Genomic DNA, 21,560 nt, shown 5'->3' on the forward strand with positions numbered 1-21,560 from the left:
TCCTCCCGTCCCGGCACGGAACGACGAGCTCGATGTCCTTCCCGATGCCCCCGTCGCCGGTTCGGAGGGGGCCGTCGGAGGCCTTCCGGCCGGGGGCGACGGTCGTCCCCCCGCGCCCGTGGCCGGAGTCGCGCCCCCGCCGGGTCACAACGCGATCCCGGCCGGTCTCCTGTCCCTGCACGTACCCGCGCCTGACCCTGGTGAGGGCCGTGCCGGGCGGGGTGAGCCGGGCCCGGGCGGGCCGGGATCTTCGTCGGCCGGTGCGGAGACTGTCGATGCACGCGTCGGTGAATTGGTTCGACTGTTTCTGCCGACCTTTGTGGGCGTGCAGGGCAGAGTTCTGGGATTTCTGAAGAGAGGTCTGACCCACGAGCAAATTGCCGTCGAGCTCATGGACGGACAGCCGGACAGCGGCGACGTCGACCATGCCCGGCTCAAGAAGGGGCGAAAGAAGGCCAGTGACAATTTCTACGTCGTCTCTAAAAAGGCAGGAGTCCGTGACCGCGAGGGTTTGGGCGCTATTGCCCGTGTGGCTGATGGGAGTACCGACCGCGACGACCAGTTCCGGGCGTTGGAGGCCATGGCGGAAGCCTTGAAGACCCCCAGCGTCGCCGGCAGGGTCTATGCCGCCGCCCGCAAGGTCGATGCCAGCCGCGAGCCGGGCTGGGCCGAGGAGTTCGTTGCCGGGATTCGTCGTGATCTGGACGCGGCTGATGCCGAGGGTGTTGAGCCGGCGGATCCTCTCGACCTGCCCGTACCCGCGCCTGACCCTGCCCGTGGCGAGGGTGGGCGTCGTGCCGGGCGGGGTGAGCCGGGCCCGGGCGGGCCGGGATCTTCGTCGGCCGGTGCGGTGATTGTCGATGCACGTGTCGACGAATTGGCCCGACTGCTCCTGCCGACCTTTGAGGGCGTGCAAGGTAGCGTTCTGAGGTCTCTGAAGAAAGGTCTGACCAACGAGCAAATCGCCGTCGAATTCATGGGCGGACGGCCGGACGGCGACGACATCGACAATGCCCGGCTCAAGAAAGAGAAAAGGAGGGTCGAAAACAATCTCGGCGATATCTATAGAAATGTGGGAGTCCGTGACCGCGAGGGTGTGAGCGCTATTGCCCGTGTGGCTGATGGGACTGCCGGCCCCGGTGACCGGCGCCGGGCGCTGGAGGCCATGGCGGAAGCCTTGAAGACCCCCAGGGTCGCCCGCAGGGTCGATGCCACCGCCCACAAGGTCGATGCCCGGCGCAAGTCGGGATGGGCCAAGGAGTTCGTTGCCGGGATTCGTCGCGATCTGGATGCGGCTGATGCCGAGGGTGCTGAGCCGACGGATCTCGCTCGCAGGCGCCTCGGTGAACTGGCCCGTAAATTCCTGCCGCGCTTTGGGGACGAGGAGAGCGGCGTGCTGGACTTGATGAAGAAGGGGTTGACCAACAAGGGCATTGTCGATCAGCGCATGGTGGGAGTGCCGCGCGACGGTAATTTTTCCGCCCTGTACAAAAAGGAGGTAAAGAGTGTCGGCGAAACCGTCTCTGACCGCATCTATCGAAAGATGGGAGTGAGTGGCCGCGACGATGCCCGCGGTATTGTGGTCGCTCTTGCCCGTGTGGCTGATGGGAGTACCGACCCCGAAGAGCAGGTCCGGGCGCTGGGCCTTATCAAGGAAGTTTTGGGGGATCGCAAGTCCCGCGGCAGGCTTGACTACGGCCGGCCTGTGGGGTGGGCCGAGGGCCGTGTTGAAGAAATCGGTGACCTCTTGGGAGGGGTCGGCGGCGCGCCTGGAAGTCGTGCCGCATCGGATGCGCCCCGGGAAGACGACCCCAGCTCTCCGCCGGCCGGTGCGGAGAGTGTCGATGAACGCGTCGGTGAATTGGCCCGAGTGTTCCTGTCGACCTTTAAGGGATTGCGAGGCAGGGTTCTGGGGTCTCTGAAGAAAGGTCTGACCAACGAGCAAATTGCCGTCGAGCTCATGGACGGGCGGCCGGACATCGGAGATGTCGACAACGCCCGGCTCAATCAGGAGAAAGTGAGGGTCGCAGACAGTCTCGGCGATATCTATAGAAATATGGGAGTCCATGACCGCGAGGGTGTGGGCGCTATTGCCCGTGTGGCTGATGGGACTGCCCGCACCGGCGACCAGTTCCGGGCGCTGGAGGACATGGCGGAAGCCTTGAAGACCCTCGACGTCGCCCGCAGGGTCGATGCCGCCGCCCGCAAGGTCGATGCCCGGCGCAAACCGGGCTGGGCCAAGGGCTTCGTTGCCGGGATTCGTCGTGATCTGGATGCGGCTGATGCCGAGGGTGTTGAGCCGGCGGATCGCGCTCGCGGACTCATCGGTGAACTGGCCCGTAAATTCCTGCCGCGCTTTGGGGACGTGGAGAGCGGCGTGCTGGACTTGATGAAGAAGGGGTTGACCAACAAGGGAATTGTCGATCAGCGCATGGCGGGAGTACCGCGCGACGGTCATTTTGACGTCCAGCTCACTAGGGAGAAAAGTAATGTCAACTTCAACGTCCACGACATCTATGGAAAGGTGGGAGTGGATGGCCGCGACGATGCCCGCGATATTGTGGTCGCTCTCGCCCGCGCGGCTGATGGGATTGCCGGCCCCGGCGACCAGCTCCGGGCGCTGGGCCTTATCAAGGAAGGTTTGAGGGATGAAGATCCCGAGATCAGCGGCAGGCTCGACTACGGCCGGCCTGTGGGGTGGGCCAAGGACCGTGTTGAAGAAATCGGTCGCCTTGTGGAGGAGGCCGGCGGCCCTAAAGCCGGCGCTGGGGCCGTGGCTCCCGTTGGGGAGGAGGCCGCTCGGCCGCCGCGCGTCCGGGGGAAAGCGCGCGTCCGGGTGGCTCCTGCTGTGGAGCTCACCGCCGGGGACCTGGACCGGATGTGGGACGCTATCGGCAAGCTGGACCCTCCCCTGCGATGGGAGGTCTTCGTTCAGCTGGGGGCCACGCGGAACATCGGCACGATCGCCGAGCGGATCATGATGGTCGATGGCCGCAACCCCTCCCCAAGAACGGTCGATGATCATGTCCGCGCTGTCGTCAGCGCCTTGGGGGTGAACGGTCGTGAGCAGGCGGGGGCCGTATCCCGGGCCTATTCCTCCGGGCTGCTCGCCCGCCTCCGCGGGGATGCCGGCCGCCGTGTCGCCGGTAGCGGTGGGGAGTCCGCGGTCTCAGCGGGCGACGCGGTGGCCGTGGTCACCGACGAGGGTGTCCATGCCGTCTCCGGTCGAGGCAACGATGCTGAGGCCGGCCCCGAGGCCATGGCCATTGATGACTCCGGCTCCGGTTTCGGAAGCGCCGGCGCTCACCTCGCCGGTGGGCCGGGTGATCCCCTGACGGTGCCTGGGATTTCCAGTGAGTGGGACGGGGACTTCTCGGACTCCGATGATGAGGGCGACGGCGACCTTCCCGACGCCGACGACGAGGACGATGGCGGTGACCCTCCCGGCCCAGGCGGCGGTCAAGGTCCCGCCGGTTCGGGCCCGGGTGCCGGTGGCGCGGGGGCCAGCGGCGGGTCCACCGGCCGCGGTGGTGGTGCCGGGGGCGGTGGCACCGGTGGTTGGAGCGGAGGCTCTGACGGCGGGGGTACGCGCGGTGCCGGGGGTGGTCCCGCCGGTCGGGGCGGGCAGGTCCGTTCCGCCGGTGTCGGTGGGAACGACGGCGCCCGCGAGAGTGACTCCGACAGCGGCGTGGGCAGCTTCTACGACCCGGCGCCTCCGGTGTCGGAGCGGGACCGGTCGGTCGGCAGCGGTGATCCGTGGGGTGGCGGAGGCCCGGACACGCCCTTCGGTGACGTGGACGGTTCGGGGTGGGGCAAGGACGTGAAGCGGTCCGGGACGTTCGAGGGCGTCGCCCACCGCTGGGAGCACCAGCTCGACGGCGTCTGGAACGGCTCTGCCGCGGATGGGCCGACTTGGGCGTTCACGGCGGGCACCGGCTCCGGCGCCCTTCCCGGCGCGTCCGACCGCCACGATGGAACGCCGACCACACGCATCGGTCATGACACCATCGAACCGACCGCTGAGCGATCCCGCGCCATGGGCGAGATGGACCGCAGTACGCCTCCTGCGGCGGTCGACGGCTCCGGACCGGCGCTCATCCCAGCCCTGCGCGCCGAGGCGGACATGGCGCGCGCCAAGGCCGCACGGCTCCGCGACGACGCCGCCGGTGCCCGTGAGGAGGCGGACCGGCTGCGGGCCGAATACGAGCAGTTGGCCGCCGATGCCGGCACCGCCAGCGCGCAGATGCGGGAAGCGGCCGATAGGGCCGACTCCGAAGCCGTCCAGCGGGAGGCGCAAGCCGCCGCCCACGCGGCCGACGTCGCGGCCGACGATGCGTGGCACTTCGCCGAGACGGCCGAGCGGAACGCGCTCACCATCGAACAGCGGGCCGATCTCGCCGAGCGCAATGCGCAGGCCGCCGAGCGGCTCGTCGATGGCCTCGCCCGCGACGCGATCCCCGCAACGCACGTCACGGAAACGGCCACCGAGGCCTTGGCCCGCGAAGCCGAAGCGGAGCAGGCCGCTCGGCCGACCGACCCGACAGGCGACCCGGCCGGGCAGGCGCGGCAGCACGCCGAGGCCGCCGAGCGGGCCGCCTACGGCGACCCGGACCGGCTCGCCGGATCTCCCACAGCCCGGAACACCGAACCTCCGGGAGAAGCGGACGGGAACCCGCGGCCGGAGCCGCCCGCCGCGGCCGAATCCGCGGAGCCGGTCCCGGATACCGTCCGACCGGACACCCAGCCGAACGCCCCGCGGGTACAGGAGGCTCCGCGTGCGGCCGAAACCGCCCCGCCCGCACAGGGCGACGGCGGCGGCGTCCGCGGCGACGTCACGAACACAGCGGCCGTCGAAGCCCGCCACCCGGGCGGCACCGAATCGCCCGCCGATCCCCCGGCCCCCGCGGCTTCGACCGAGCGCGTGACCGGCACGGGGAACCGGTCCGCTGCGCAGCAGACGGGCGGCGCGCGGCCGGAGCCGGCGGCGGACTCCCCGCGCACCCCGGCGGGCGGCCGGAGGCTGAACTACCTGCTGACCAGCGGGGCGGTCGACGCGCCCTCCATCGGCCCCGCCGTGGACCGGTTCATCGCCCGGATCCGCGCCGACCTCGACGGCCGGCTCACCCCCGACGAGATCAACGCGATCGAGCGACAAGTGCGCACCGACACGGCGGGCGCCGACGCGCGGCGCACCGCCCCGCCCTACTTCGCCCCCGGCGGCCACACCTTCGCCATCCTGGGGCGCGGAGGCCGGCGGCAGGTCACCCTCGCGCTGTCGCCCGAGGGAGACTCCTGGCACCCCGCCCCGCGTAACGACCCGGCGCCCGCGAAGACCGGCCCCGACAGCGCGCCCGCCGTCAGAGCCAAGACCATGGTGCAGAAGGCCGCCAAGTCGACCCTGAAGGGAGCCGCGACCTCCACCGCCGCGGTCAAGGGCTCGTTCAGCGTCAACGCCCTCGGGCTGATCCCCGACGATGTCCCCATGCTGGGCCCCGTCTTCACCTTCTCCTTCTCGGGAACCCGGAACCAGCGCTCCACCACCTACTCCGTCGGTGACAGCGTCGCCGGCAGGAGCGAGGTGACACTGAAGGGCGACCCCGAGGCCTTCGTGAGCGCACTGGTGGCCGAGCTGACCGTCGACGCGCCCCCGACTCCCCGACGCGGCGCGCGTGGTCAGGGGGACGGCCCAGCGGGCCGCTCCGAGAGCGACGGCCGTACCGCGAACATCGAACTGGCCGAGAGCGCAGTGGTCTCCCGTGTGGTCGAACCGAACGGGCTGAGCGTGATCGTCCCCGGCGGGTTGAAGGACCGCGGCGCCGCCGCGGACCCCGCCACCGACGCCCCGGCGCACATCGTCCTGCCCGACCCCTTCAGCACCGACCCGCGCCACCGCGGTGACCTGAACGCCCAGGGGAACCGCGTCGGATCCGGGCATCCGCTCGACGTCGAGCCGATCGACGGCCTGAAACGGCAGATCCGCCAGAACCTCGGCATCGACACCGACCACGCGACGAGCGCGGTCCTGGACGCCGCCACCACCCCGGAGAAGCTCAAAGAGCTCCTGGCGCAGCTCGACCGCGGGCCCGTAAACGTGGCCGTGCTCACTGATGGCAACGGTGTGGAGCGGGTCCTCACCATGTGGTCGGTTCCCCGGGAGCTGACACGGGTCGAGGACGCACCGGACAAGGCGTCCTTCGGCAGGTCCGGCAAGACCGACAAGCAGGCGGGGCTGACCGCGAAGCGGTCGACCCACCTGAAACTCGGCGGCGGGGCCGGCGTCATCATCACCCTGGTCAAGGGCCTCCTGCGCCTCAACCTGCCCCACTTCGAGGCATCCTTCAAAGCCGAAGCCGTGTCGGGCCGGGCGCTCTCGACGGGCGGCGTCCGGACGGGCAGGTCCCATTCCGACAAGGTCGAGACCTACGACGTCGACCGGGTGTTCTACGCGACGCTCTCCGGCGACGGCACGCTGATGAGCTCGCCGGGCCGGTCGATCGAGCAGATCACGGTGGGCGATGCCCGGCGCATGGCCGGCCTCGACGAGCCGACCCCCGAGGCCGCCGCGCGGCGCGTCCCGCTCTTCGAGCACCTGACGACCGACCGCCCCGCGCACTGGGGCGGGACGACGCTCCGCGAAGTGACCCACCCGGACGGCAGCCGCTACCGTATGGACCCGCCCGCCGGAACCCCGGAAGCAGGGCCCGACGAGGCGCCCGCCCGGCCCCGCACCTTCCACGACGACTACGCGCGGGCCGTGCTGACCGGGATCGCCGAGCGCCACCCCGGTCTGGTGGTGCCCGACCTCGCCACGGCGTCCAAGAAGACCTACGCCCGCCGTCCCGGCACCGGGCCCGGCGACCACCGCACCCCGCGCGAACGCCGCGGCCTGCGCCGCGACTACGATCAGGCGCTCGCCAACACCCTGCTGGTCCTGCACGCGATCGCCGACCTGGACAAGCACTGGGCGGAGTGGACGACGTCCGGGTTCGACGTGCACCTGATCGAGACCGCGCGTATCGACCCCAGCCTGGCGAACAAGGGGGGCGTCTTCCGGCCGCCCTTCGTCACGGTGCGGCTGGGCGCCGACGCCACCGGCCGCACATTCGGCGGCACCTCCACCGTCGGGACCGAGTCCAGGGTGGCCGGCTCCGCCGGAGTCACGGATTCGCGCGAACGCGCCAAGACCTGGACCGAGCAGGTCAAGGTCGGGCTCCACGGCCGGGGCTCAGAAGTCGATGCGGCCGGCGTGCGCAAGAACATGGGGGGCCTCGACGCCACGGCGGAGGCGTCCCAGCCGCGGGGACGGACCCAGGAGCACGGCGTCAAGGGGACGACCGAGACCACCGTCAAGACGACCGGCGACACCGATGTGTGGCGCTGGAACCTCGACCCATGGTTCGAGATCGGCAAATTCCGCAAGGCGAGCGACCTCGCCGGACGCGACGCCGAAGGCAACATCACCCTCGGCCGCGGCGAGAACGGGACCGCCTACGACGGGCACACCGTCCGCATCCAGGGGCCACGGGCGCGCATGGAGGTCGAGTCCGCGCCCGGCCGCGACGTCGATCCCGCGCAGGCCCCGACGGCCCCGGCCACGGCCGGCACCCGCCCCACCGGGCGTCCCGAGACCGCGACACCGCCCGCTGAACCGGAGGCCACGACCCCCCAGGCCTCCGACCAGGCGGCGACACCCGCGGGCCCGCGCCGGCTGACCCCCGATGAGGCCCGCGCGATCGTGCTCGGCACCGGGCCCCGCCCCGCCCCCCACCCCCTCGACAGCGTGCCCACCGCACCCGAGACGGTCACCGCGCCCGACCTCTACCGCCTGGGCAACCGGCTGCTCACCGACACCACCCCGGGGTTCCAGGACTTCCTGCGCCGATCCCGGGGCGCCCACGACTACCTGCGCCGGCTCCTGCTGTCACCCATGCTCACGGGCAACCTGTCCCAGCTGCTGTCGCGCTACGGCCTGCGCAGCGGCCGGATGCAGGTCGACACCTCGTGGCGCTGGCGCGGGCTGCCGACCCTGGTCACCCGCGCCGCCCGCGGCGACTTCCGGCTGTTCGACCTGATGCCGGACACCACGACGGAGGTGTCCTCCAGCGGCGAGGTCCCGGTCGGCTCGACCCGCACCTACGCCGGCCACACCCGCTCGCTCGCCATCTCCGGAGGGGTCCGCCCCAACCCCAACGACGAGGTCCCACCGGGGACCGACCCGGCTCCGGGCGCGGGCTCCGAACGGCGCCCCGGCGTCGCGCCGGGCGCATCGTGGACCCCCTACTCGCGCGCGACCACGAAGAGCACGGCCGGCTCGGTCACCGCGTCACGGGAGACCTCCGTGACCCCGCAGGGCGGCTCCTTCCCCTACACCGCCGACCTCTCCTTCGACCAGGCGGCCGAGGCCAAGAAGGACTGGAAGCTCATCGCAACGGTGCCGGGCCGCTCCGCCGGCGCCTCCCACCACGGTGTGCACACCGACGTACCCGGGGCCGAGTTCGGCTTCATCTCCGAAGCCGAGGCCTACGCCGGCGGCCTGGTCAAGGACGCCATCACGCGGGACGGCGACGGCACCCCCGCACCCGCAGCGCTGGAGGGCCACACCGCACCCCGGCCCGACTGGTCCCCGCGGCCCGGCTTCGCCGGACTGGGCCACCGCCGCCAGGGTCCCGACGCCGGCCCCGCCGTCGACATCCTCATGCAGCGGCTGGCCGACGAGGGGCTGGAACTCACCGGCACCAGCCGCGAAATCCTTCTCCAGCGCGTGGGCGAGCACCTCACCAGAGGGCTGGACGACGCCACCGCCCGGGCCGTGCCGATCGACGTCAGGGTCCGCTCCACGAGCCGCGCCCACCTGTCGAAGTCGGCGAAGATCACCGTCGACATCATCCGGCAGAACACCGAGGTCGACCGGGTCGGCGCGAAGGCCGACTTCAAGGACGTGCGCACGCGCTCCGTCGAGACCGTCGGCTCCGAGGGCACCAAGGAGGACAGCACGCTCGGCAGCGACTTCGCGATGCTGTACTCGCCGTTCGGCAACAGCAACAACAACGAGGCGGCGGCGAAAGGCCCGGACAACCGGTGGACGACCGGGGGCGGCGCATCGCACAAGACCGGGACCTCGGCCACCGACAAGACCACCGATACCACCGCCGAGCCGGCCGACACCACCATCAAGGGCCCCTATGCGGTCCTCGGCAGCGACGCCTCCCTGCACCTGTACCTGGAGATCGAGGGCAGGGACGACACCATCGTCGCCCAGACCCCTGCCGGGCGGACGCGCGAGGTCTACCCCGCCCCCTACCTCATCGACGGAGGCCGGACCGGGGCGCAGGCGCCCAGAGCGGGCACCCCCCGGGCCCTGCCCTCGCCGAACCAGCGGCTCGAACCGGCCGCCGAGGCGTGGACCGCCGACAGGCGCCACGCCGCAGCCCAGGACACCGGCCCCCAGACCGCCCCGCCGGCGCCGATGCCGCGGCTGCACGCGCTGTCGGTGGCGGGCGACGGATCGGCGGTCACCAACGCCGGCTACATCGCCGCGGCCACCGCGTCGGGGTGGCAGCCGCCGCAGAACGCGTCGCCCGCCGCCACCATCCGGTCCGCACGCGACTACCTGGTCGGCAAGATGGGCCCCCGCGCCGAGGACATCCCCGCCGCCCTCACCGGCCTGGCGCTGACGGTGAACTTCGCGCCCGCCGCCGACGGCGGGACGGCCCTGCCCGACCTGTTCCGCGACCGGGCGTTCACCTTCGCCGACCTCCAATGGCGCCTGCACGCGGTCCCCAGCGCCAAGGGCATCCGGCTGATCGACGTGTCGGTCGACTCCGCACACGGCGGCTCCCGGCAGCACACCCACAAGACCGAGGCGTCGGCGGAGCAGTCCTCGACCGTCTCCGGCGGTGCGTCGGCGGGCAACCTGGGGAGACCGCTCGACCAGGCCTGGCCGCGCGGCGCGGCGGAAGCGGGCATGTCCGCCGACAAGTACTCCACCGCGGCCGCCTCGAACAGCACCCGGACCGACCGGCATCGCGTGCCCACATCGAGCAAGCGCGCCTACCTGGCCGCCATCCCCACGACGTGGCTGGTCGCCGCTGAATCGCCGGTCGCGCAGGTCAAGCACCTCGGATTCTCCCGCGACCAGGTCGGGATGGCCGAGGTCGAGTCGGAGATCACCACCTGGCTCGACCACGAGCAGGCGCGCGAGCTCGGGCTCGTGGACGGGGTCGACGCGAACAAGGCGCTGTGGGACACCCTGTATGAGAGCCAGGAGGCGTTCGGCGAGGCCGAGAAGACCTACTTCGAGGCCCGCCGCAAGCTCCCGGAACTGGTGAGGGGGGTCGAGGACGCCCAGCGGAGCGGGGACGCCACGCGCCTGCGCGACGCCCAGGAAGCCTACGACCGGCAGCGTACGACGGTGGACGACCTGCACGCGGAGTTCTGGCAGGGCTTCGGGGTCTGGAACGCGGCCCGGAACGCCGCCCGGGAGTCCCTTGAGCTGCCGGCGCTGGAGCGCGCGGTAGGGGAGGACCGCCAGAGCGGGGACACCGGGCGCCTCCGGGACGCTCAGGCGGCCTTCGACGCCCAACGCGCGACGGTCGACCGCCTGCACGCGGAGTCCCGGCGCGCCTTCGAGGACTGGGACGCCGCCCGAACCAAGTCCGAACCGGAGGGCGGATTGTCGACGCCGGCCGGACAGAGCGGCACGCCCTCCCCTCCGCCGACCCATGCCCATGCGGCCCCGCCGGTACCGGTGCCTGTGGCCGTGGAAGCGCCGCGACCCGATGCCGCCCCGGCCCCTGGCAGTTCAACGCCATCGGTGCTGAATGGTGCGTCCCCGTCCGAAAACGGCGACGGCGCGCCGCCCTCCGCGCGCACACAGACGCCCCAGTCCGCGCCGGACGTGGGCCCAGCGGCCGGGTCGCTGACCGGGGCCCCGCCCGTGGCCGAGGCGCCGACGCCCACGCCGACGGCCGCGTCGGCCCCGGCGGAGCCCGCCACAGCCGCCGACGCCACCCCGCGAACGGCCCCGGCGCCGCAGCGCAGCGTGAGCCTTGACGACCTGTTCAGCAGCGCGCTCAACCCCGTCCCCGCCACGTCGCGGCGTCCGGCATCCGAGCCCGGGACTCCGACCGAAGCGACCGGTGCCACGGCGGCCGCCGAGGAGAGCGGTAACCATGCCGCGCGCCCGGCGCACCAGAACCCGCTCCCCGCCAATGACCCGCACGACGGTCACGACTCCGACGACTCCCAGGCCTCCGGCGAGGAGGACGGCGATTCCTCGGACTCCGATGACGACAGCGGCCGCGATGATGACTTCAGCGGTGGGGGTCCCGGCGGTGGGGGCGGACCGGGCCCCCGGCCCGGTCCGGGGCCGGACGGTGGTGCTTCTGCGTCTGCGCCTGGTGGTGGGGCGAGAGGGCAATCCTCGGCTGCCGGCCGCCCCAGTGGCGGTGCCGGGGGCGGCGGCACCGGAGACTCGCGCGGTGCCGGCACCGGAGGGTCCGCCGCCTCGGGCGGACGGGGCCGTTCCGCCGGTTATCGCGGGAACGACGCCCGCGACGTGGCCGGCGATTTGTCCGATGACGACTTCTCCGACGGGTTCTACGACTCCGAGCCGTCCGCGCCGACCCCGGGCTTCGTGGTGGACCCCAAGTCGGACAAGTCGACCGGGGAGGAGGAGCCGACGATCGAGGGGATGGTCGCCCGCCTCACCGGGTACGGGCTCATCGAACCCCAGTCCGTCGAGGACGGGCAGACCTGGGCGTTCATGGCCGGCACCGATGTCCCGGGACAACCCCCCGGCGGCGTCCTGCCGCTTCCGCATGTTCTGTGGAAGGGCGGGCGCCAGGAGCAGGCTTCAGGCGGGGGTATGGGCAACAATGTCCGTGCCCGGACCGACAACGGGGCCACGGACCAGTGGGCTCGGAACTCCTTGCCCACTGTGGCGACGCCGGATGGGGCCACGGGTCCAGGGCAGGTCGCCGATGCCGTGAACGCCACTGCTGACCAGGTCCGCTCTCTCTTGGAGTACACGGGCCATGCCCGTGACATGGTGGACAACGGGTTGGCGACCGGTGTCGTCGCGCCGGGCGATCGCGATGCCTTCCAGCGGATCGTCACCGGTATCGATGCCGTTGTGTGGTCGGCGGCCCTGCCCATGTCGGTCACGGTGCACCTGGGTGCCGGGGCGGCCCTGCTGCGGCGGCTGGGCATCGGTCCTGGGGGCCTCTCAGGCACTATCCCCGGCATCGTGGATATCCCGCATTTCCTCGCCGGTACTTTCGGTACGCGTGCCGCCGAGGACGCGCCCGTGTACATCATGCTCCGTGTCCCCAATGGGTACCCGGCGGTCTACATGGGCGGCGGCGCCGATGGCGGGCGGCGATTGGTGCTGGCTCGGGCGTCGCGCATCGTCATCCATGCCGTCTACCGGCAGCCCGGTGAGCGGGTTGCCGGTGCGGGCGTCGAGGACCTGTGGTTCGTCGAGGCCGAGGTCGTGCCCGCCGGGTGGGTTCCGCCCATGGGATGGCAGCCCAATCCTTCCGGTGATGCGCACCAGGGCTACCAGGCGGGTGCCGCCCCCAGCGACCTCCCCGGCGCCTCCGGCCGTTACGTTGCCGCCCCGGCGACAAGCACCACCGGCCATGGCACCGTCGAACCGACCGCTGAGCAATACCGGGCGATGGGCGAGATCTGGAGGCTGGGGGACGGCGAGTTCGACTTCTTTGTCGCTCTGGGGGCCGGGAGTATCGACGTGACCACCACCAGTGCGGACCATAGATCCAGGGCCCGGATGGCGGGCGTCATCAAGGCCCTGAATGTCGGTGGCGAGGAGGCGGTCGCCGTCGCCCGAGCCGCCGGACTCACCGACGACCGCCGTCCCCACGAGCTGACACGCGATGCACGATTGGAACGGGGGCGTGCCCGAGTCCGTTTCCTGGGCGACTACCAGCTCCGGCTCCTCAGCCTCGTGAGTAAGCTGCCTGTCGACATCCGCGCGGAACTCGGCACGGATAGAAGTAGCGCCGCGATTGATAACAATATCCACAGTCTTGTTCACCGCCTGGGGGTGCTGAACCGTGCCGAGGCGAGCGCCGTCGCCGCAGCCATCGGGCTGATTCCCGCTAGAGAATTCACCGCCGAGCAAATGACTCAGCGTATCGCTAACATTGCCGAATTGACAGCACTTGAATTCGATTTCCTCGTCGCACTGGGTGCTGGGCGCAGCGATCTCGAGATCGTCCCCCGAATAAATCGGGGGAGCGAGAAGCAATACGACCTCGTCATGGGGCGTGTCATCAGGACCCTTGACGTGAATGACAGCGCCGAGGCGGTCGCCGTCGCCCGAGCCGCCGGACTCACCGACGACACCCGACCCTCTGACCTGACACGCGATGATCGAGCGAAAAGGGCTCACATCCGGATTCACACCCTGGGTGACGACCGGCGCCGGCTCCTCAGCCGCCTCACCTCGGAATCCGGCGGCACTAGTAAAGCGGTTGGAAAAGAGGTCGACGAACTCCTCCACCGCCTGGGGGTGCTGGACCGCGCCGAGGCGGTCGCCGCCGCCATTGCCGCCGGACTGGTTCCCGCCGTCACCCCTGCTGCCGACGGCGGCCGGGAGTCAACCGCGGTCCCGGCAGCCACCCCTGAGGCCATGGCCATCGACGATGGAGATGACCTCTACAGCGCCTCCGACAACGAGCGCGACGATGCCGACGCCGGCCCCGGGGCCATGGATATCGATGACGTCTCCGGCTCCGGCTCCGGCTCCGGCGGTGAGGGTGAGGCCGACTCCGGCCCGGCCCAGGGCGACCCCGATGCCCCGCACTTCGACGCGTTCCCCGGTGGCGGCGAGGACTCCGGCTTTGACAAACGTCACCCCCCTGCCGATGTGCGCATCTCGTGGGCTGAATACCCGTGGCTGACCCCCGAGGAGATCGCCCACCACAACGCTGTGTATGACGCCCTCGTTCTCCAGGGCGTGATTCCCGGCGACCGTTCCGACACCCCTGACCCGGGCCCGGCCCTGTACGACGACGACTCCGACGACGGGGGGCCCGCCTCGGATGCCGGCTCCGAGGACACGTTCGGCAGCTTGAGTCCGCTCTCCGCCGACTCCGGAGAGGAGGGCGGCGATTCCGGCCGCCGCTTCGAGCCCTTGCGTTTCGGCAGCCTCGGTGGCCCAGGTCGTCCGGCCGAGGACGGCGGTCTGTCCTCCGCTCCTGCGGGCACCGGGAAGGTCATGCCTGGCCGGGGGGCCGAGGTATCTGATGATGGCGCTCACGCGGACGGGCGGGCGCCTGGGGCGGCTCGTGGTGGGGGCGAGGGTCGTGATGTGCCCCGGGTGGGTCGCAAGGATATCCCGGTCGGTCTCCTGCGCCTGCCCGCACCGGCGTCCGGTGCGGAGGGCGGCGGCCCTGCTAGTGGGGAGAGCGGGGACGGCCCTGCCGGTAGGGAGAGCGGCGACCGAGCCGTGCCCCCGGCGCGCGAGAATGCGCGCCCGCCCGGCGCACGGCGGCGTGGCGGCCCGTCCGCGCCCGCCGTGGCGCTCTCCCGCGAGCAGCGGGCCGCTGCTCTGGAGAAGGCGGAGAACCTGCCCGACCGCTACCGCCGAGCGCTTATCCTGCGCAACAGCGGCCGGAGTATCCCCGCCATCGCCAAGCTGACCGGCTTCAGCAAGCCTTCGATCGACGTGTTCCTGCAGAACGCCGCCAAGGATTTGGAGGTGACCCGCGCCCAGGCCGTTGACCTTGCCGGCGACCCCGGGTTCCCGCTCCCCTCCGGCCCCCTGGTGCCCCCCGCGCCCAGGGGGGGAGAGCTCACCCCCGAGCAGCTTGCCCACGCACGCGAGCAGATGGCTTCACTTCCCGAGCGCCAGAAATACGCCTTCGAGCTCCTCGGCACCGGGCTGAGTAACGCCGCGATCGCCACAAAGCTTAAGTGGTTCTACGACGTTGGGCGCCAGACGGCCGAAAACTACATCTCAGGTGCCCTTAAGCACCTGGGGAGTCTGTCCCCCGCCCAAGGGGCCAAGCTCGCCGCGAAGGAAATGCCGAGGTACCGGGAGCCCGCCCCTGTCGGCTCCCCCGAGGAGGTCGCTCGCATACTCGTGCAGCGGCTTGAGCCCCGTGAGCGCAGAGTGCTGGCTCTCCTCATGCGAACGGATCTTTCACTGTCCGCCATCCGCGCGGGCGTCGGCGCGCGGTCGGGGTTGTTCGAGTCCGAGGTCGAGTACGTCTACACCGTTTTGTACCTGGATTCGGGCGACCGCGAGGGCGCGGTCGCCATCGCCCGAGCGGCGGGACTGACCCTGGTATCGGCCAGTGACCTTCCCCCTGCCCGGGCCGGCGAACTCCTGGCGGAGGCCGACCTGTCGGACGACCAGCACGAGATCCTGGGCCTTCTCGTGCAGGAGCAGACCACTTCCCAGATCGTCGACGGACATCACAGACTGAGTAAGTCCACCATCAGTCGGCTCATCGGCAAGATCCAGGAACGATTGGGCGTGTTCAGCGTCGCCGAGGCGGTTGCCATCGCCCGTGCGGCCCGGGACGCCGGCCCCGAGGCCCCGCCCGGAGCTCCCGGCACCATCTTCCTCGACATCCCTGACAGCGTTCCCCTCCCCGGCGGTGGCCCGGCTCCGCGCGGCGGCGCGGCCGCCGGCGGCCGCGCCGCCGCGACGGGCGCCCGGGACGTCGCTCGCGAACTCGTCCGTAAACTCGCCGACAGATACCTGGACGGACTTCAGCCCCCCCGGCGCAGCGTTCTGAACCTCCTGGTACAAGGGTTGGACGCCAAGGCCATCGCCGACATGCTCACGCCCAGGCGGACGCCAGCCACGATCTACAACGACGTCCGCGCCATCCGCAAGCATCTGCGTGCGGATTCCCGGGGCGATATGTTCGCCATCGCTCGCGCGGCCCGGGGCGATGACGATCCCGAAGTCCAGAGCAGTGCGCTGGCCCTTATCAAGAAGGGCTTGGGGGACCCCGTCATCCTCCGCAGGCTCGACGATGGCCGCGATGGCCGTACTGAAGGCTGGGCCGCGGGCCTCGTTAGGGAAATCGATGGCCTTCTGGAGGCGGCCGAGCGCGCTGAAGCCGGCGCGCCCGGCGGTTCGGGCGAGGACGCCGTCCCAGCCGAGGACGTCGACCGGTACGGAGACTCCGGCGATCGACGCAACCCGGCCGAGGGCGGGGCCGCCCACGATGCGATGGTCATCGACTCCGAATCCGACTCCGACTCCGACGATGATGACGGTGACGGTGACTTCGACGGCGACTCAGGTAATGGGGGTGGGCCCGGCCCCGGGCGAGGCCCGGGTCCGGGTGGTGGTGCTGCTCCGCCGGCGCCTACACCGGGACCCGGTGGTGGGGCGAGTGGGTCCTCTTTGGCTCCGCCTCCGTCGCGCTCGGAAGGTACCGGGCGGGGTGGCCTTAACGGCGCTGGCCGCGCCGGTGGCGGTTGGGTGTCCGGTGGGCTGGGGGCTCGTGGGCGGGCCGTGGACGGTGCGTTGGACTCCGACAGCGACGTGGACGGTTTCTATGACCCTGCGCCGGCGCGGTCGCAGGAAGCGGCCGACGCCCACGACCCCATGGACCGCGGCCACCGGCCCAAACCCGATTTCCACGCCCGCGCTAAGAAGAACGACGAGCAGCCCGGGTCGTTCGAGGACTACGTCGACGGCCTCATCCGCAAGTACCAGCTCGACGTCGAGCCCCTCGCCGCCGAACACGCGCGGCCCTGGGTGTTCTTCGAGGGCACCGACCCCAACGACTCCTCCTCCTACTACGGCGAGGAATTCGCCCACTATGTCGACCCCAGCCTCGTGGACCTGAGCACGCCGTCTCCCGTGGACGACTTCGACTTCTCCCGATTCGGCGAGGTCGACCCCGACCCGGCGAACGACCCGGACGGCTCCGGCGACGTGGAGCTCCCCGATGCCCCCAGCCCTACCAGTCAGGGGACCTTCGATGGCTTGGACGATCTGACCGACGGCGAGGAGTACGGCGGCCCCGACCATTTGGATCCGGGCAACCCCGGCGACTTCCCGAACGTCCCGGCCGATCCGGACGAGAACCCCGTTGACCTCGGCGCCTGGGGGGAGCCCTCCGCCGAGAGCGGGATGGACGTCGTCATGGGTGATGACGTCGTCTCCGGTGACCCTTCTCGCACTCCCGGCCCGGCGCAGAACGACGAGCTCGATGTCCTTCCCGATGCCCCCGTCCCCGGCCCGGAACAGGCTGCCGGCCGATCTCCGGCCGAGGACGACGGTCGTTCTCACGCACCTGCGGCCGAACCCGCACCCGAACCTGCTGGTACCGAAAGAGGCGGTCGCGCCGCGTACCCGGCACGCTACAAGACGATCCAACCCGGTTTCCTGCATCTGCCCGTACCCGTACCGGTGTCCGACCCTGCTCGCAGCGAGGGAGAGAGCGGTGGTCGTGCGGTGCCTCCGGCGCCGCAAGACGCGCTTCCGGCCGGCCCGCAGCGCTCATCGCGCCGGTCCGCCCGCGCCGTGGAGCTCACCCGCCCTCAGAGAGCCGCCGCTCTCGAGAAGGCGAAGGGCCTGACCCCCGGGCAGCACCGGGTCCTGGTCCTGCGGCATAGCGGTCTGAGCTTGAGCGAGATCGGTGATCTTCCCGACTTCACTAGGAAGTCGGCCGACTTACTGTTGAGGCGCGCCGCCGACCGTATGGGAGTGTCCCGCGCCCAGGCCATCGACCTGGCCGGTGAGCCAGGATTCCCTCCCCCGCCCCCGCCCCCGCCCGAGCCTGGGGGAAACCTCACCGAGGCCCAGCGAGACCATGCGCTCGGCCAGATGGATTCGCTGTCCCACCGCCAGCACACCGCCGTCGGCCTCCTCGGCGCCGGGCTGAGGAATCCCGAGATCGTCACACGGATTAAGGCGATGTTCGACCTGGGCGACGACAAGGACCAAGCGATCGATAGTGACATCTATCGCGCTCTCGGTCATCTGAGTCTGAACCGCGCCCAAGGGGTCACCTTCGCCCGCGAGGTCCTGCCGGAGTTCCGTGACGCCGACCCCGCGGGCTCCAGTGAGGACGTCGACGCTCGCGAACTCGTGCGTCGGCTCGAGTCCCGCCCGCGCAGGGTCCTGGCCCTCCTCACGCGGACGGAGCTTTCCGTGTCGCAGATCGCCGCGGGTGTCGGCACGCAAGCGGGAGCGGGACATTTCGAGTCGGAGGTCGTTGAGCACGTTTACCGCCGTTTGGGCGTGGCCGACCGCGAGGGCGCGGTCGCCATCGCCCGCGAGGCCGGGCTGACCCTGGTAGCGGAGCAGGACTTCCCCCCGGCCCGTGCCAGGGAACTCCTGGCACAGGCGACCGTATCGCCCACCCAGCGAAAGATCCGGCGTTGCCTCGCGCAGGGGAAGACCGTCTCCCAGATCGTCGAACTCACCGGAGTGAAAGAGCGAACCGTCAAGAACTACCTGGGCCGGATGTGCGAGCGATCGGGCGTGTTCAGCCGCGCCGAGCTGCTCGCCCTCGTCCGTGTGGCCGAGCGCACCGACGACCCTCAGGTCCTGCCCGAGGCCCCCGGTGAGGTCTTCCTCGACATCCTTGACGACTCGTTCCTTTTCGGTGGTGAACCGGGCCCGCGCGTGGCCGCTGGTGATCCGGGCACCGCGCCGACCGGTCGGGATCGCGCTCGCGAACTCGTCGGTGTACTGGCAGGCAGACTCCTGGGCGGACGTGGACGCGGCCTGTTCGAATTCGCCAAGCACCTGAAGCAAGGGCCGGGCAACCAGGTCATCCTCGACGAACATGCGCCCAGCATGAAACCAGGTACGTTCAAGACCTACATCTTCCGCCTGCGCAACCATCTGCAAGTGGAGTCCCGCGACGATGTGCTCGCCATCGCCCGCGCGGCCCAGGGCGATGACGATCCCGATGTTCAGAGCAGAGCGCTGGCCCTTATCAAGAAGGGCTTGGCGGACTCCGTCATCCTCAGCAGGCTCGATGATCGAAATCCAGGCTCGGCCAGGGGCCTCGTTGACGACATCGATCGGCTTCTTGAGGAGGCCGAGCGCGCTGAAGCCGGCGCGGCCGGTCGTGCGGTGGACGGAGAGGCCGCCGCCCCCGGTGATTCCGTTGACCGCTACGGTCGCTCCGACCACGAAAGCAGCCTCGCCGACGCCGAGGTCGGCCCCGAGGCCATCGTCTTTCACTCCGACTCCGATTCCGGAAGCGTCGGCGCCCACCTCGCCGGTGGACCTGCCGATCCCCTGAAGGTGCCCGAGACTTCCACCGGGGAGAACGGAGGCTCCTCGGACCCGGACGGTGAGGACGGCGGAGGCCTGCACGACACCATTGGTGAGGAGGACGGTGACCTTCCCGATGCCTCCGACCTCCACGATGAAGACCCCGCCCCGGGTACCGGCCACGACGCCGTCGAACCGACAGCCGAGCAACAGGCGGCCATCAGGAAAATCGGGGATCTGAGCGACGATGATTTCGACTTCCTCGTCGCCCTGGGGGCCGGACGCAAGGACGATGCCCCCGGCTTCGCCCAACGAATGAAGCGTGTCGCTCGTATCCTCGGCGTGAAAGGCCCTGTCGAGGCGGCCGATGTGGCCGTTGCCGCCCGACTCACCAACGACGACGATCCCGCCGGCATGAGTCCCGAGGATCGAATGGCACGGGCCCGCGCCCGGGCCGGCGTCCTGAACGACCACCGGCGCTGGTTCTTCGCCCGCGTGGACAGGTCAAATGAGAGTATCCGCGAGGAACTCGGTCCGGATACGAGTATCCGCGAGGTTGAAAAAGCCGTCAGCAGCCTCATTCGCCGTCTGGGGGTGCTCGACCGCGCCGAGGTCGGCGCCGTCGCCGCCGGACTGGTTCCCGCCAGGGAGTTCACCGCCGAGCAAATTACCCAGGCCATCGGGAACTTTGGCGATTTGGGCGACAACGATTTCGACTTCCTCGTCGCCTTGGGGGCCGGACGCGCAGGCGGTGAGATCATCATCCGGCTCAATTTGAGCCGCAAGGAATTCTCCGTCCGCATGGGTAGTGTCACCGCTGCGCTCGGCGTGAACAGCCGCGTCGAGGCCGCCACCGTCGCTAAAGCCGCCGGACTCACCAACGATGAAGATTCCGCCGGCATGAGTCCCGAGGATCGAATGGCACGGGCCCGCGGCCGGATCAGCATTCTGGACGACTCCCAGCGCTGGTTCTTCGGTCGTTTGAACAGGTCAAATGAGAGTATCCGCGAGGAACTCGGCCCGGATAGGAGTATCCGCGAGGTTGAGAAAGCCGTCAGCAGTCTCGCTCGCCGTCTGGGGGTACTGAACCCCGGCGAGGCGCGCGATCTTGCCCGCGCCGTCGGACTGATTCCCACCAGCACCCATCCCGCCGGCAGCGGCCAGGAGCCCACCATGGTCTCAGCGGCCGCCCCTGAGGCCATGGACATCGACGACATCTACGACGTGTCCGACGATGAGGGCAACCGCGCTGGCACTGCCCCTGAGGCCGTAGTGAGTGGAGAAGATTCCGACTCCGACGACGAGGCCGACCTCTTGGTCAACCTCGCCGATCGGTTCGACTACGGCTCGCACGCCGGCGATCACCCCGAGGGAGCAGGCGACCAGCACACCCAAACCCAATACACCCCGGTCCAATCCAGCCAATATCCCGCCCAGACATCCGGCTCCGGGTACTACGGCGCCGCCGACCAAGGCCACGCGTTCACGCCGCAGGAGCAGCGGCAGGACACCGCACAGAGCCACACCCAGGCGGGACGCGCCCGATGGCATGCGTCCTACGACGGGATCGAGGACCTGGTCGCCTCCGAGCGAACCGGCATTGCCGCGCGACGGGCGTTCAGCGAGGGAGGAGGCGCAGGAGAACTCACCGAACTCGTGCAATTCAGAAATGGCATGCTGGCGGTCCACAAGATCACCGAGAACGTCGAATTCACCAGGGACCCTGAAATGGGACCCGGGTCCGTCGCCAATGAGCTGGAGCGGGCCCGCGAGCGCGCCGATGCCGAGCAACTCGCCTCACTGGTCGGCCGTGCCATCGGCGCCGACGTCCCCGGCGTCTACCGGGTCGGTCCCAGCGAGTTGTACATGCACTACATGAATGGTAGGTCCGGGTCCACGGTGCCCGAATTCGGCCCCGAATTCACCGAAACGGTGTCCTGGCGCAGACTGGGGCTGCTGGACGTCCTCATCGGCAACTTCGACCGCAACCCCGGAAACGTGCTGTACACCGACCAGGGAACGGCCGTCGGTATCGACCACGGCGCCGGCTGGGCTAGAGACGACGATGCGCCCTACGACCCCGCGGACCTGGGCGACGTCGGATTCACCGACACAATGGAAAGCTACTACGACTTCGATGACAACGAATGGATCGACAACCCCCTGACAGAGCGCGACGCGCATTGGTTGGTGCACACGATCATCGCATTGCGCCCCGAGTTTCTCCGACTCGGCCGGGAGGACTGGTATGACGAAATGGTGATGCGGGCCTACATGCTGCAAACATACGCCTCCGGCCACCGACGACCCGCTGGGCGGTAGACGATGACACCCC

1 protein-coding gene is annotated in these 21,560 nt (G+C 70.3%); it reads left to right on the forward strand.

The features are described from left to right. Nucleotides 1–325: 325 nt before the first annotated feature. Entirely contained in the window at nucleotides 326–21,547 is a 21,222-nt protein-coding gene (locus ACFOVU_RS15100; RefSeq protein ID WP_378534081.1) for a LuxR C-terminal-related transcriptional regulator, read from the forward strand. The last annotated feature ends 13 nt before the right edge of the window (nucleotides 21,548–21,560 follow it).

Origin of the sequence: Nocardiopsis sediminis, from assembly GCF_042650565.1 — a bacterium.
GTDB lineage: Bacteria > Actinomycetota > Actinomycetes > Streptosporangiales > Streptosporangiaceae > Nocardiopsis_B > Nocardiopsis_B sediminis.